Here is a 14,383-nt window from a genome sequence, read left to right on the forward strand (position 1 = left end):
GAGGAACCGGCACGACAAAGAGGGAGAACGGCAAGGGCATGGCCGACGTAACCAATGTCAATCGGGCGGCGACCACCACGCCCGCCGAAAACCCGATCAAGCGATTGCTGAGGGCGACAGAGCTCGATACCCGCCTGCTCGGCATGATCGGCGCCATGCTGATCATCTGGATCGGCTTCGACATCTTCACCGAGGGTCTTTTCCTGACCCCGCGCAACCTCTGGAACCTCTCGGTTCAGACCGCCTCCGTCGCGGTCATGGCAACCGGCATGGTGCTGGTCATCGTGACGCGCAATATCGATCTGTCGGTCGGCTCCATCCTGGGATTTGTCGGCATGATCATGGGCGTGCTGCAGGCGGAAATCCTGCCGCAATTTCTGGGCTTCGAGCATCCGCTGATCTGGGTGATCGCGCTTTCGGCCGGCATTCTACTGGGCGCCGCCATCGGCGCGCTGCATGGCACGATCATCGCCTTTCTGAACGTTCCCTCCTTCATCGTCACGCTCGGCGGACTGCTGGTCTGGCGCGGCGCGACCTGGTTCGTCACCAGCGGCCGCACCGTCGCGCCGATGGATGCCACCTTCCGCCTGATGGGCGGCGGCACCAATGGCTCGATCGGCGCCACCTGGAGCTGGGTCGTCGGGCTTCTGGCCTGCGCGGCCATCGTCGCCATCATCCTGAATTCGCGCCGCCAGCGCCTGCGCTTCGGCTTTCCCTTGCGGCCCGTCTGGGCAGAGGTCTTCCTGGCCTCCGTTGCCTGCCTTCTCGTCCTCATCGCAATCTGGATCGTCAACAGCTATCCCTGGCCGGTCAATATCGCCCGCCGCTATGCGGATGCCAACGGCATTGCCTGGCCGGATGGCGGCCTGTTCATTTCGCACGGGATAGCCGTTCCGGTGCTGATAGCGCTGGCCGTCGGCATCGTGATGACCTTCATTTCCACCCGTCTGCGCTTCGGCCGCTATGTCTTTGCCATTGGCGGCAATCCGGAAGCCGCCGAACTGGCCGGCATCAAGACCCGCTGGGTGACGGTGAAGATCTTTGCGCTGATGGGCGCGCTCTGCGCCATCGCCGCGGCCATTTCCACCGCCCGGCTGAATGCCGCAACCAATGCGCAGGGCGAGCTGGACGAACTCTATACCATCGCCGCGGCGGTCATCGGCGGCACCTCGCTCGCCGGCGGCACGGGAACGATTGCCGGCGCCATGCTCGGCGCGCTGGTCATGCAGTCGCTTCAATCCGGCATGGTGCTTCTGGGAATCGACACGCCCTTCCAGCGCATCGTGGTGGGCATCGTCCTGGTGGTGGCTGTCTGGCTCGACACCATCTATCGCGGCCGCAGCCGGTAAGGGAGGACATCATGTCAGACACACAATCGACCGCCCGTCCGCAGACCCCGCTTGTCGAAATGCGCGACATCTCGATCTCCTTCGGCGGCATTCACGCCGTCGACCGGGCATCCGTCGACCTGCATGCCGGCGAGGTCGTCGCGCTTCTCGGTCACAACGGCGCCGGCAAATCCACCCTGATCAAGGTTCTTTCGGGCGCCTATCGCCGCGACAACGGCGAGATCCTGATCAATGGCGAACCGGCCGAGATCGGCAATCCGCGCGATGCCAAGAAATACGGCATCGAGACGATCTACCAGACGCTCGCCGTCGCCGACAATGTGGATGCCGCCGCCAATCTCTATCTCGGACGCGAATTGCAGACCCCCTGGGGCACGCTGGACGACGTGGCGATGGAGGCCAAGGCGCGGGAGGTCATGGGACGGCTGAACCCCAATTTCCGCCGCTTCAAGGAACCGGTCAAGGCGCTCTCCGGCGGCCAGCGGCAATCGGTGGCGATCGCCCGGGCGATCCTCTTCGATGCCCGCATCCTCATCATGGACGAGCCGACCGCGGCGCTCGGCCCGCAGGAAACCGCGCAGGTCGGCGAGCTGATCACCCAGCTGAAGCGGGAGGGCATCGGCATCTTCCTGATCAGCCACGACATTCACGATGTCTTCGATCTGGCCGACCGCGTCTTCGTCATGAAGAACGGCCGCGTCGTGGGCCATGCCCGCACGCAGGATGTCACCAAGGATGAAGTGCTGGGCATGATCATCCTCGGCAAGGTGCCTCCCGGCGCCATTCCGGGTCCGGGCGCCATGCAGGAGGCCTGAGCCCGAAAGCTGAAGCTTTCCACAAGACGCAGCGCCCGCCAGCGCTGCGTCTTGGCATGAACGGCCTGTGAGCGCCGGCTTTGTGACAAAAATGCAATAGTTCAGGCCAGCGGCGATTGACCGCCCCTCCCCCGCACTCCATGATAGGTGTCTCTGTTCAATACGACTTGGGAGGGTCACCATGAAGCAGATTACCCGACGCGCCGTTCTTGCCACCGCCATTGCCGCGGGACTGACGGCTGCCGCCCCCTCGGCCAAGGCTGCCGAATTCATCAACGTGCTGACCGGCGGCACATCGGGTGTCTATTACCCGCTCGGTGTCGCGCTGTCGGAAATCTACGGCGCCGGAATCAAGGATTCCCGCACGCAGGTTCAGGCGACCAAGGCCTCCGTCGAAAACCTCAACCTGCTCCAGGCCGGCCGCGGCGAAATCGGCTTTGCCCTCGGCGACTCGGTCAAGATGGCCTGGGAGGGCAACAAGGAGGCGGGCTTCCCCGGCAAGCTTGACAAGCTGCGCGGCATTGCCGGTATCTACGCCAATTATGTGCAGATCGTCGCCTCAAAGGATTCCGGCGTGACATCGCTCGCCGAACTGAAGGGCAAGAGCCTCTCGGTCGGCGCGCCGAAATCCGGCACGGAGCTGAATGCAAGGCAGATCATGGAAGCCGCCGGCATGAGCTACAAGGATCTCGGCAAGACCGAATATCTGCCCTTTGCCGAATCGGTCGAACTGATCAAGAACCGCCAGCTCGACGCGACGCTGCAATCGGCGGGCCTCGGCGTCGCCTCGATCCGCGACCTGGCAAGCTCCGTGCCGATCAATGTGGTGGCCGTGCCTGCCGATGTGGTGAACAAGATCGGCTCGCCCTACATCGCCGCGACCATTCCCGCCGGCACCTATGAGGGTCAGGCCGGCGATGTGCCGACCGCCGCGGTCGGCAATTTCCTCATCACCCATTCCGGCGTCTCCGACGAGACGGCCTATCAGATGACCAAGCTTCTGTTCGACAACCTGCCGAAGCTGACCGCATCGCATGCGGCCGCCAAGGCAATCGACGTGAAGAAGGCGCTGGATGGCATGCCGGTGCCGCTGCATCCGGGAGCGGAGCGCTATTACAAGGAAGTCGGCCTGATCAAGTAAGGGGCATTTCGCAGCCCTGACCGAGGCTGCGGCAAGGCAGGCGAGTGTCTCGAAAGACCCTCGCTGGCCTGCCGGCCATCTCCCCCGCAAAGGGAGAGACGACAGGCGGCACCGCTCTCCTCATCGGGGATTGCCAGCCGCTGGGGGCAGCTTTGGCGCGGCAGGTTAGCCCCTTCCCCTTGGCGGGAAGGGTTGGGGAGAGGCGCCTTCCTGTCGCGTGAACAGCCCCGGAATAGCCTCGGGGACCACCGGGACGACGGATGGGCGGCGACACCGACAGGATGCACAGGCACAGCAAGGTGATGGGACACGCATGACTGAGACGCGGATGAACGAACAGCTGCAGATGCCGGCCGATGACGATCATGTCGAGGGCCTGCCGGCCGGTTTCGGCATTGGAACCATGGGCCGCATCGCCTTTGCGATCGCCATTGCCTTCTCGCTCTTCCAGCTCTGGACCGCCGCTTATGGTACGCTGCCAAGTCAGGTCGTGCGTGCCATGCATGTGGGCTTCCTGCTGCTTCTGGGCTTTGGCCTGATCGGCAATCTGATGGCCAAGGGGCGCGCCGCAAAGGCCTGGTTCTGGACGCTTGGCGTTCTCGGCTTTCTGACCGGCATCTATAACTGGATCTTCTACGAGGAGCTGATCCTCAGGAGCGGCTTTCTCAGCCATGCCGATCTGGTGGTCGGCACCCTGCTCCTTGTCCTTGTCTTCGAAGGCGCCCGCCGCCTGATGGGCCTGCCGCTGACGATCATTTCCGGCCTGTTTCTCGCCTATTGCTTCCTCGGCCAATACATGCCCGGCGCCTTCGTGCATCGCGGCTATGATTTCGAGCAGGTGATCGAACACTTCTCCTTCGGCACCGAGGGCATATACGGGACGCCGATCTATGTATCGGCGGCCTATATCTTCATTTTCGTGGTCTTTGCCTCCTTCCTGGAGCGCGGCGGCATGCTCGGCCTGTTCAACGATTTCGCGCTTGGCATGGTCGGATCCTGGCGCGGCGGGCCTGCCCAGGTCTGCGTCCTGTCCTCGGCGCTGATGGGCACGATCTCCGGCTCCGGCGTCGCCAATGTCGTGGCCAGCGGCCAGTTCACCATTCCGCTGATGAAGCGCTTCGGCTTCCGCTCCGCCTTTGCCGGCGGCGTCGAGGCGACCTCCTCGATGGGCGGGCAGATCATGCCGCCGGTCATGGGAGCCGTCGCCTTCATCATGGCCGAGACGCTGAACGTGCCCTATGCGGAAATCGTCAAGGCGGCGCTCATCCCGGCCATTCTCTATTTCGGCGTGTGCTTCTGGATGGTCTATCTGGAAGCGGGCAAAGCGGGCCTGGCCGGCATGAACAAGGCCGAGCTTCCCAATCCCTGGGCCGCGCTGAAGGAGCACTGGCCTCTGATCCTGCCGCTGGGTGCCCTGATCTATCTGCTGTTTGCCGGCTATACGCCGATCTTCGCCGGCACCATGGGCCTGGCGCTCGTGGTCGTGCTTCTGCTCGGCATGCCGATCGCCGCCAGCATCGGCCCCTTCGCCTTCCGCATCCTGTTCTGGCTCATCGTCGGCCTGGCAGCCAGCAGCTTCCTGAAATTCGGGGTGGACGTGCTGATCCTGGTTATCGTCGCGCTGATCGGCCTCTGCCTCACGCGCAATGGCGGCCGTGAAACGCTGCTGATCTGCCGCGACGCGCTGGCCCAAGGCGCCAAGAATGCCCTGCCGGTCGGCATAGCCTGCGCCATTGTCGGCATCGTCATCGGCACGCTGACCCTCACCGGCATCGCCTCCACCTTTATCGGCGCCATCATCCGCATCGGCGAAGAGCATCTCTTCCTGTCGCTGGTGCTGACGATGATCACCTGCCTGATCCTGGGCATGGGCATTCCCACCATCCCCAATTACATCATCACCTCCTCGCTAGCCGGCCCTGCCCTGCTGGAGCTTGGCGTGCCGCTGATCGTCAGCCACATGTTCGTCTTCTATTTCGGCATCATGGCGGATCTGACGCCGCCGGTTGCACTCGCCTGCTTTGCCGCGGCGCCCATGGCGAAAACCTCCGGCCTGAAGATTTCCATCGAGGCGACCAAGCTCGCCACGGCCGGCTTCGTCGTGCCGTTCATGGCGGTTTATGCGCCGGCGCTGATGCTGCAGGATGCCGGCCCGATCAGCGAAAGCTGGGGCTATCCGGTGGAAGTCGCCTATCTCTTTGTGAAGGCCTGTTTCGGCATCGCCCTTTGGGGGATTGCCGTTGTCGGCTTCCTGCGCGCCCGGCTGAATGGTCTCGAGCGGCTCGTTGCGCTTGGCGCGGGCGCGTGCCTCGTGGTGGCGCTGCCGCTGACGGATGAGATCGGCTTTGCCCTCGGCATCGGCTTCATCCTCTATCATATCGTCAAGACCCGCCGGCAAAAGATGCCGGAAGCGACCGTATGAGCCTGTGTCTCGTTGCCGCGGGCAAGACGGCCGTCCTGGCCGTCTCCGCCTTTACCCTCAGTTGGACCCATTCGGTGGAAAAGGTCGAGTGGCGGGAGCATTATGCGGTAACGCCTGCCGGCCTGGTCCTCACCGAAGCCGCCGTCAAGGGATCCGGCGCCGGAATGGAACCCGGCGACGGCGCGGTGCTCAGAGAGGGTTGGTGGGTATGGCGGCCCGACCGCAAGCCGCTGCCAAAGCTCGATCTCGCGGCCTCCGGCGCGACCGTCAGCGATTGGCAGCTCTGCCACGCCGACGGCTGCCTCGATCTTGGAAAGGCGGCGGGAGCCGATACGCAGATCATGCCCTGCAGCAGGACACCGTGACGGCGCGATCGAAAGCGTCCGTCACCTTCCTTCAGCGGTCCCGTGGAGCCGAAAGGCTCAGCTCCAGCGATCCTTGCCATTGGCCTTTTTCGGCTTGCCCTTTCCGGCAGCGGGCTTTGCCGTCTTGCCACCGTCCCTGAAGGAGGGCTTTCCACCCTCCTTGAAGGGTGGCTTGCCGCCGTCCTTGAACGATGGCTTGCCGCCATCCTTGAAGGCGGGCTTGCCATCCTTCTTGAACGGCTTGTCCTGGAAGGGGCGATCGCCGGCAGGCTTGTCGTGGAGGGGCTTGTCGCGGAACGGTTTGTCGAAGCTCTTTGTCTCGCGCCCCTCGCCCCCGGCATAGGCCGGCTTTGCCTTCGGCTTGTCCTTGGACCATGCCTCGCGGCCCTTGTCGTCGCGCGTCCAGTCCTCGCGCTTGGCCTGGCGCGGCGCTGCCTCGTTGACGTCCCGGCGCGGCGGGCGCTCGTCGAAGCTGCGCTTTTCGAATGTGCGCGGTTCTGCCTGGCGGGAAAGATCCGGCATGGCATCCAGCACCGTCACCCGCACGCCGCGCTCCAGCATGCGGTTGGGACCGATGGCCTGCAGGAACTGATCCGCCACATCGGTGGAGAGTTCCACATAGGTCTCGGTCTGCTGCATCTTGATGGCGCCGATGCCGGCTTTGGTAATGTTGCCGTTGCGGCACAGCATGGGGATCAGCCAGCGCGGTTCGGCATTCTGCTTGCGCCCCACCGACAAAGACAGCCAGATGGCCGGTCCGAAATCGCCACGCGGCGTGCGCGGTGTCGAGGGGAAGCTCTCGCCCTCTTCGCCGCGTCCGCCCGGACGGTCGGTGCCGCGCTCACGGGTCTTGCGGCCGGGCGAATCGATCGAGATCTCGATCAGGTCCTCCGGCGCCGCATTGTTGTTGCGATGCAGATTCACGAAGGCGGCGGCCAGCTTCTCGGCCCCGTAGGTGGAGACCAGCGTGGCGACGAGATCCTGCTCCTCCTCGCGCACCTCTTCGGCAAAGACCGGATCGGCGACGAGGCGCTCATGGTCCCGCGCAATCACCTCCTCGGCGGAAGGCGGCAGCACCCAGGCGGGCGTGACCGTCGCGCCCATCAGCAGGCGTTCGGCCTTGCGCCGCTGGTTGAGCGGCACGATGAAGGCGCTGATGCCCTTGTTGCCGGCGCGGCCGGTGCGGCCGGAACGGTGCAGCAGGGTTTCCGAATTTGTCGGCAGATCCGCATGAATGACCAGTTCGAGGCCCGGCAGATCGATACCGCGCGCCGCCACGTCGGTGGCAATGCAGACGCGGGCACGGCCGTCGCGCATCGCCTGCAGCGCATGGGTACGCTCGTTCTGGGTGAGTTCGCCGGACAGCGCCACGACGGAGAAATTGCGGTTGCTGAGGCGCGCCGTCAGATGATTGACATTGGCTCTTGTGGAGCAGAACACGATGGCGTTGCGGGCCTCATAGAAGCGCAGCACGTTGACGATCGCATTTTCGCGATCGGACGGTGCGACCATCAAGGCGCGATATTCGATATCGGCATGCTGCTTTTCCTCGGACGCCACCTCGATGCGCTTGGCATCGCGCTGATACTGCTTGGCAAGCCTTGCAATACCGGCGGGAACCGTGGCGGAGAACATCAGCGTGCGCCGGTCATCCGGCGCCTGTTCGAGGATATATTCCAGATCCTCGCGAAAGCCGAGATCCAGCATCTCGTCGGCCTCGTCAAGAACAGCCACGCGAACGGCCGACATGTCCAGAGCATTGCGGCGGATATGGTCGCAGATACGGCCCGGCGTTCCCACCACGATATGCGCGCCGCGTTCCAGGACCCGTCTTTCGCTGCGGATATCCATGCCGCCGACACAGCTGGCGATCACCGCCCCGGTCATTTCATACAGCCATTCGAATTCCCGCTTGACCTGCATGGCGAGTTCACGCGTCGGCGCAATCACCAGCGCCAGCGGGGTCTCGGCGCGGCCGAACCGCTCGGCGCCATCCGGCAGAAGCGTGGAGGCCATGGCCATGCCGAAGGCGACCGTCTTGCCCGAGCCGGTCTTGGCGGAGACGAGCGCATCGGAATCGTTGAGATCCGGGTTCAGCATCGCCTGCTGCACCGGGGTCAGCGTTTCGTAGCCGCGTTTCGACAACGCCTTGGCAATCGCCGGAACGGCGTCATTCAGTTCGGACATGGATATGGTCTTTCGGAGCAAGGCGCATTGACGCGCGAAGGGCCGCGACATGACGCGGCGGATATGGCGCACGCTTTAGCGATTCACGCGCGAAATGTCAAAGAGGATGCGCGGTTCCCGCCATATGGCGCAGGACAGGCTTAACGGAGAGGCCGGGAAAGCCCACAAGGCTGCGGCCTGTTGCCGCCCGGCCGGTTCGATAAAAGGCAGGGATGATGCGCTTGTTGCCGGTCAGACCCCGCTGCTTTCCCGAAGATGTCTTCGAGACTTTGCCTCGGTGTGGATTTGGTCTAGAAGCGCGGCTTCGTGACACTTGAAAAAGCCGCGCATCTCCTCATCTTGGAAGAAACGATGGCTCCGACGAGAGCAGAACAGGGAGCCGACAGTGACCTCCATGCCAAAGACGCCGTTGCTGGACCAGGTGACCTGGCCGGCCGACCTGCGCAAGATCGATGACCGCGACCTGCCGCAACTGGCGCGTGAAGTGCGCGACGAAATGATCGATGCAGTGTCGAAAACCGGCGGGCATCTGGGCGCGGGCCTCGGCGTGGTGGAACTGACGGTGGCGATCCACAAAGTGTTCAACACGCCGGACGACCGGCTGATCTTCGACGTCGGCCACCAGTGCTATCCGCACAAGATCCTGACCGGCCGGCGCGACCGAATCCGCACGCTGCGCCAGGAACACGGCCTGTCCGGCTTCACCAAGCGCGCCGAGAGCGATTATGATCCGTTCGGCGCCGCGCATTCCTCCACCTCGATCTCCGCCGGGCTTGGCATGGCGGTGGCGGCGGAGCTGTCTGGCAAACCGCGCAACGTGATCTCCGTGATCGGCGACGGCGCCATGTCGGCGGGCATGGCCTATGAGGCGATGAACAATGCCGGTGCGCTGGATGCGCGGCTGATCGTCATTCTCAATGACAATGACATGTCCATCGCACCGCCGACCGGCGCCATGAGCGCCTATCTGGCAAGGCTTGCCTCCGGCCGCACCTATATGGGCGTGCGCGAATTCGGCAAGAAGCTGACGGCCTATCTCGGCAAGAGCGTCGACCGCGCCATCACCCGGGCGGTCGAGCATGCCCGCGGCTATGTCACCGGCGGCACCATGTTCGAGGAAATGGGCTTTTATCACATCGGACCGATCGACGGCCATTCCTTCGAGCATCTTCTGCCGGTCCTGCGCAATGTCCGTGACAATGCCCGTGGCCCTGTTCTGATCCATGTGGTGACGCAGAAAGGCAAGGGCTATCCGCCGGCCGAAGCCGCCGCCGACAAATATCACGGCGTCAACAAGTTCGACGTGATCACCGGCGCCCAGGCCAAGGCCAAGCCGAATGCGCCGAGCTATACATCCGTCTTCGCCGATGCGCTCGCGCAGGAGGCGGCGCTGGATGAAAAGATCGTCGGCATCACCGCCGCCATGCCGAACGGCACCGGGCTGGACAAGCTGCAGACGCTGTTTCCCAAGCGCACTTTCGATGTGGGCATTGCCGAACAGCATGCGGTGACCTTTGCGGCCGGCCTTGCGGCCGAAGGCTACAAGCCTTTCTGCGCGCTGTATTCGACATTTCTGCAGCGCGGTTACGACCAGGTGGTGCATGACGTGGCGATCCAGGGGCTTCCGGTGCGCTTCCCCATCGATCGCGCCGGTTTTGTCGGCGCCGACGGACCCACGCATGCCGGCTCCTTCGATACGGGCTTCCTGTCGTCGCTGCCGGGTTTCGTCGTGATGGCCGCCGCCGACGAGGCGGAACTCAAGCACATGGTGCGCACGGCGGCCGCCTATGACGCAGGCCCGATCTCCTTCCGCTATCCGCGCGGCGAAGGCGTCGGCGTCGACCTGCCCGAGCGCGGCGAAATCCTTTCGATCGGCAAGGGCCGCGTGATGAAAGAGGGCGCCAAGGTTGCGCTCCTCTCCTTCGGCACCCGGCTTTCCGAATGTCTGCTGGCGGCCGAGGACCTGGATGCGGCAGGCCTCTCCACCACCGTGGCCGATGCCCGCTTCGCCAAGCCGCTCGACCACGACCTCATCCGCCAGCTCGCCCGCCACCACGAGATCGTTCTGACGGTGGAAGAAGGCGCCGTCGGCGGCTTCGGGTCCCAGGTCATGCAGTTCCTCGCCACCGAAGGCCTGCTCGATACCGGGCTGAAGATCCGCTCACTGGTTCTCCCCGACGTCTGGATGGACCAGGCCAAGCCGGAAGCCATGTATGCCAGAGCCGGCCTTGACCGCGCGGGCATTGTGAAAACGGTGTTCACGGCGCTGGGGCGTGGGGTTCAGGTGGGCGCTGCGGGGTGATGACCTCTATGGCTTGAGGCGCCGAGCGAGCCCCGGCTTTCCCTGCAGCAATCACCGGCCGGGATGATCTTGGTGGCTGGTGGCGGACAGCGCGCAGACAGTGCGCTCGGTTGTTCAATGTAGCTGTTTAAGACGAGTACTGCTCATGGGTAGCTCGAACATCGCTCCGCCTTGGACAAGTGCGGACTGCGCTTCAATCGTCAACCACAAGGCAAGAAGCCGCTCCATCTGCTTGATGAGCGGCGACTTGTACAGCCCCTTCGAAAGAAAGAAACCAACGAGATTGGAAGACCGGAACGCGTTGTATTCCGCCTTGTTTCTCGTAATGCGACGATCGGCTGAAATTATGATCCAGCGCCCTTCGGCGCTCAATTCGCTGATCCACTGCAAATCCGTCACACCGGGACCAAACCGCTCACGCATATGAGTGATTTCGTGTTTTCCCGCGAATAATGCGTTCAAAGAACGTGCAAGAGGTGGAGGAAGGTTTTCGTCAACCAGAACCTTCAAGCTGCTCTCTTCAGATCAAGTTGAAACTGGACGGCGTCGCGAACGATCGCAACCGGCAGATCGAATATGCGGGCAACCTCTTCGACAGACCCTTCCGCCTCAACTGCGTCTGCCAGCGCGACCGTGGGAACGCCGAATTCAGACGCGATAGGCTGACCGAAAGCCCGGTCGGGGTCGATTACGATGGAATTTTTCCCATGAAACGGTCGCCAGCGGACCACCGCATTGTCGTCGATATCGAGGTCTTTAAAGGTTTGCTCGATAATATCCTTGAAGACGTACTGCTTCTTCTTGAGGTCGAGGAGATTTGCCTCGGCGTCCTCAATTTTCGCTCGCTTGATGCTCTCGAGAAAGATTGTGCGACCGTCCGTTTGGAACCGACGCGTGGAAAACGGACGGTCATCCCTCACGCACTCTCTTGCATAATCGAGGCAATTGCGGATGGCGAGGAGGCCAACGCCCGCATCCACGAACGCCTTCACGAATCGCAGCTCGATCAAGTCACGAAATCCGATCTCAAGGTGATCCTCTATGGCGGCGTGCTGCGTCGTCCAGAGCGGCGGCATCTGTCGGATCTCACCCGCCCGCTTGTAGGTGTACCCACGCAGCCAGCGATTCACATTGAGCGGCTTTGTTCTCAACAGCCGTGCGGCCTCAACTGCGGTGTAGGAGCCTACGCCGGTTGAGTTCGATGGCAGGGCGTGAAACTGTGTTGAGGTCATAGGGGCAAAATAGCCATATATCCAAGGCCCGCAAGATGGATTTCCATTGTCGGATCGGCTTGCTTCCGAATTACAAATGCGTGTTTTATTGATTTCTTACTTCGTCAAGAGCATCTCGCTCTTCAGTCGCCCTGGATCCGCGGTATGCCCCGCCCGAAAACCGGCCGGCCGCCCTTGAAAAATGCGGCGCGGCCTTCACGCCACGCCGCTCGCCATTGCCAGCGCGCTCTCAGGGCCGCGCCAGCACCTTGAAAGCGTAGAACTGCGTCTTCTGCTGCGGATTGAAATTATTGTCCGAGACGAAGATCAGGAGATCGCTGCCATCGCTGCCCTTGCCGAAGGTCATGCCCTCGAGATTGTCCGGCGCAAGGCCCATGGCGCGCAGGTCGAGCACCTGGCTCTTGCGCAGCGGCACGATGGGCTGCTCGGCCTTGACGAGCGATGCGACGGAGCGGACATCCGTCGCGCCGTCCGTATCGACCATATAGAGCCGGATCGAATTGCCGAACCCCTCGGCAAAGCCGCGTTCCAGCACCAGCAGCCGGTGATTGTCGAGCGCGAGTATCTCGGATACGCCATTATCGTTCCAGCCCTTCTCCCCTTTCGCTGTCTTCGGGGCCTGGCTGATCGGCTCGATCGGGTAGACATATTCGGCCTTGGGCTCCCCCGTCAGCCGGTCATAGCGGATCATCCGGGCCAGCGCGCCGCTCGTCAGGCTGGCAATCGGCCCGTCCTGGTTCAGCGAGGATTCGACCTGCACCATGGCGTCGCCATCAGGCAGAAGGGTCAGGCCTTCGAAAGCGAGATTGTTGCGGATGCCGCTGGCATTGTCGGATGTCGGGGCAAAACCCTGTGGCAGGGCAAAGTCGCGGACGAATGCGCCATCTGCCCCGGCCAGGCGCAGGAAGGGCGGCAAAAGCTGCTTGGCATCGCCTTCGCTGGTCCAGAAGATCCCGTCCTTGCCAAGCCGGATCGCTTCCGGATCGACGGTCTTGAGCGCGAAGGCCTCGCCCTTCTCGGTCTTCAGCGTGACGCTGCGCAGCACGTTCACGGCCTTGATGCCATCGGCGGCGGCATCGATCTGAAGCTCGTAGAAGCGCGCCGGCGCCTTTTCCGACCGATCATCGGAGATCGCGACATAATGGCCGGTGGCGGGATCGAAATCGATGCCGGACAGGCCGCCGAATTCGACGCCGTCGACAATTGTGCCGGTCGCTATGTCGAACTCCCCGGCATAAGCGAGGCTGATGCCCGCGGTGCAATCGCCGAAGGGGCAAGGGGTGGATTGCGTTGCGCCGACGGGCGTTGCATGGGCGGGCATGAGGCTGAAAAATGCGATGGCCGTGCCGGCCAGAAATGGCTTGAACATGAAAGAGCATCCTCGAAAAATCGGTTGCGAAGCACGCGGGTGATCGAACGGATCACCTGTGAGCGCTTCTGCCTAGACCCTCAAGTTTGCAGCCTTATAACAGAGGAGCCGCCACCCTCAATTGGAGCTCGGCACGAGCAGGAAAAGCAGATCCAGATCCCGCTCCGGCCAGAAATCGGTCTTTTCCATCACGAAGGTCGTCGGGCCGGTCTTCTTGATGCCTTCGCCGCACAGGCTGACCAGATTGCCTGGCTTGCCCTTGTCGATGGTGAGCCTGAACTTGCCGATAGTGCCGCCCCAGTTGGCGCCGGTCTTGAGGATATAGGAGAGCCAGGCTTCGGTGACCGCTTCGCCGCCATTGGCGGAGGCCTTTTCCAGCCTGGCGGCGGCCTTCATGAATGACTCGTCCAGGCAATAGCGCGTCTTGTAGGCCTCATAGCTGAAAGCGGGCTTTCCCTCGCTGATGAAGCTCATGGCCACCGTTCCGCCAACGCTCGGCCGGTAGCGATGGCTGACGCGCACCGACGCGCCCGCTTTGAACGTTGTCTCCCAGTAATAGACGGATTGCAGCGTCCAGAGCGGCCTGTACACCGTCTGCCAGCCCTGCCCCGCATCGAAACTATCGGCAAAGACCAGGCCCTTTGCGGCCCAGTCCTGCAGCACCTCGGCCGGAAGCGCCTTCAGATCCTCGACCGCCCTGTCGCTGAAGGGCAGCAGCGAAACCTTGTGCTTGCGCAATTCCTCGGTCCAGTCAACCGACAGCGCCGTGACCTTCTGCTGCAATTGCGGCTGGATCGGCTTGCCGTCCTGGGTCACGGTGAAATTCAGGAAGTTGTCGGTCTCGAAATCCGGCAGGGCGATATTGCCATCCGGCGAAGCGGTGATATCGGGCATGGGAAAGGCAACCAGGCTCGTCACATCCTTGTCGCTGCTGTTCTTGAACAGATAGTCGACCCGCACCTCGTCCATCGACAGGAAGAGATCCTCCTCCGCCATCGTGACATCCGTCGTCATGACATAAGCCAGGCCGCCGGTGCGCAGTTCCGCCATGGTATCATTGGCGCAGGCCGGATTGGCGCTTGCCCAGAAGGAAAGAGCGCTCGCGCAGAAGGAAAGTGCGCTTGCGTAGAAGCAAGCAGCGATTGCTGAATGCAGCCGCGCTGCCGCTTGGCTCAGATATGTCGTCATGATCGTAACCCCA

General features: G+C 62.9%; 11 protein-coding genes. 6 read left to right on the top strand and 5 right to left on the bottom strand.

Translation table 11 applies throughout. From position 1 onward, the window contains the following. The first annotated feature begins 38 nt into the window (after positions 1-38). The 5 genes from QTJ18_RS16410 to QTJ18_RS16430 all read left to right on the top strand — a co-directional run bounded on the left by QTJ18_RS16410 (position 39) and on the right by QTJ18_RS16430 (position 6,092). Positions 39-1,349 carry a sugar ABC transporter permease gene (locus tag QTJ18_RS16410; RefSeq protein WP_252751249.1) on the top strand — a complete coding sequence of 437 codons (1,311 nt, stop codon included), beginning with the start codon at positions 39-41 and terminating at the stop codon, positions 1,347-1,349. 11 nt (positions 1,350-1,360) lie between these two features. Next, positions 1,361-2,164, top strand: coding sequence for an ATP-binding cassette domain-containing protein (locus tag QTJ18_RS16415; protein ID WP_252751250.1), 804 nt, complete (start codon positions 1,361-1,363; stop codon positions 2,162-2,164). Between the two features lie 181 nt (positions 2,165-2,345). Next, positions 2,346-3,305: a TAXI family TRAP transporter solute-binding subunit gene (locus tag QTJ18_RS16420; RefSeq protein ID WP_252751251.1), complete on the top strand. Its 960-nt coding sequence runs from the start codon at positions 2,346-2,348 to the stop codon at positions 3,303-3,305. A 313-nt stretch (positions 3,306-3,618) separates the two neighbouring features. Further along, positions 3,619-5,727, top strand: a complete 2,109-nt coding sequence (locus QTJ18_RS16425) for a TRAP transporter permease (RefSeq protein ID WP_252751252.1) — start codon at positions 3,619-3,621, stop codon at positions 5,725-5,727. Then, positions 5,724-6,092 carry a DUF1850 domain-containing protein gene (locus tag QTJ18_RS16430; protein ID WP_252751253.1) on the top strand — a complete coding sequence of 123 codons (369 nt, stop codon included), beginning with the start codon at positions 5,724-5,726 and terminating at the stop codon, positions 6,090-6,092. The genes QTJ18_RS16425 and QTJ18_RS16430 overlap by 4 nt, the downstream gene beginning before the upstream one ends. Positions 6,093-6,149: 57 nt before the next feature. On the opposite strand, the gene QTJ18_RS16435 is transcribed toward QTJ18_RS16430, so the two are convergent. Next, positions 6,150-8,279, bottom strand: a complete 2,130-nt coding sequence (locus QTJ18_RS16435) for a DEAD/DEAH box helicase (protein ID WP_252751254.1) — start codon at positions 8,277-8,279, stop codon at positions 6,150-6,152. A 385-nt stretch (positions 8,280-8,664) separates the two neighbouring features. Between QTJ18_RS16435 and dxs the strand changes: the two genes are divergently transcribed. Next, on the top strand, positions 8,665-10,581 hold the full coding sequence (dxs, locus tag QTJ18_RS16440; protein WP_252751255.1) for a 1-deoxy-D-xylulose-5-phosphate synthase: 1,917 nt from the start codon (positions 8,665-8,667) through the stop codon (positions 10,579-10,581). Positions 10,582-10,695: 114 nt separating this feature from the next. On the opposite strand, the gene QTJ18_RS16445 is transcribed toward dxs, so the two are convergent. The 4 genes from QTJ18_RS16445 to QTJ18_RS16460 all read right to left on the bottom strand — a co-directional run bounded on the left by QTJ18_RS16445 (position 10,696) and on the right by QTJ18_RS16460 (position 14,370). Further along, the gene (locus QTJ18_RS16445) at positions 10,696-11,091 is read right to left on the bottom strand and encodes a DUF5615 family PIN-like protein (RefSeq protein WP_252751256.1); all 396 of its coding nucleotides are present in this window, start codon (positions 11,089-11,091) and stop codon (positions 10,696-10,698) included. Further along, positions 11,088-11,813 (bottom strand): DUF433 domain-containing protein, encoded by a 726-nt coding sequence (locus tag QTJ18_RS16450; RefSeq protein WP_252751257.1) that lies wholly within the window; start codon positions 11,811-11,813, stop codon positions 11,088-11,090. Before QTJ18_RS16450 ends, QTJ18_RS16445 begins: the two co-directional genes overlap by 4 nt. A gap of 229 nt (positions 11,814-12,042) precedes the next feature. After that, positions 12,043-13,182, bottom strand: coding sequence for an esterase-like activity of phytase family protein (locus QTJ18_RS16455; RefSeq protein WP_252751258.1), 1,140 nt, complete (start codon positions 13,180-13,182; stop codon positions 12,043-12,045). A 117-nt stretch (positions 13,183-13,299) separates the two neighbouring features. After that, positions 13,300-14,370, bottom strand: a complete 1,071-nt coding sequence (locus tag QTJ18_RS16460; RefSeq protein WP_252751259.1) for a DUF4424 domain-containing protein — start codon at positions 14,368-14,370, stop codon at positions 13,300-13,302. Positions 14,371-14,383 lie beyond the last annotated feature (13 nt).

It is taken from the genome of Rhizobium sp. SSA_523 (genome assembly GCF_030435705.1).
GTDB lineage: Bacteria > Pseudomonadota > Alphaproteobacteria > Rhizobiales > Rhizobiaceae > Neorhizobium.

What these genes read in the sequence shown, in the direction of transcription:
- QTJ18_RS16430 (WP_252751253.1), top strand. Translation starts at nt 5,724, where the DNA reads ATGAGCCTGTGTCTCGTTGCCGCGGGCAAGACGGCCGTCCTGGCCGTC.
- QTJ18_RS16410 (WP_252751249.1), top strand. Translation starts at nt 39, where the DNA reads ATGGCCGACGTAACCAATGTCAATCGGGCGGCGACCACCACGCCCGCC.
- QTJ18_RS16435 (WP_252751254.1), bottom strand. Translation starts at nt 8,279, where the DNA reads ATGTCCGAACTGAATGACGCCGTTCCGGCGATTGCCAAGGCGTTGTCG.
- QTJ18_RS16450 (WP_252751257.1), bottom strand. Translation starts at nt 11,813, where the DNA reads ATGACCTCAACACAGTTTCACGCCCTGCCATCGAACTCAACCGGCGTA.
- QTJ18_RS16460 (WP_252751259.1), bottom strand. Translation starts at nt 14,370, where the DNA reads ATGACGACATATCTGAGCCAAGCGGCAGCGCGGCTGCATTCAGCAATC.
- QTJ18_RS16420 (WP_252751251.1), top strand. Translation starts at nt 2,346, where the DNA reads ATGAAGCAGATTACCCGACGCGCCGTTCTTGCCACCGCCATTGCCGCG.
- QTJ18_RS16455 (WP_252751258.1), bottom strand. Translation starts at nt 13,182, where the DNA reads ATGTTCAAGCCATTTCTGGCCGGCACGGCCATCGCATTTTTCAGCCTC.
- QTJ18_RS16425 (WP_252751252.1), top strand. Translation starts at nt 3,619, where the DNA reads ATGACTGAGACGCGGATGAACGAACAGCTGCAGATGCCGGCCGATGAC.
- QTJ18_RS16415 (WP_252751250.1), top strand. Translation starts at nt 1,361, where the DNA reads ATGTCAGACACACAATCGACCGCCCGTCCGCAGACCCCGCTTGTCGAA.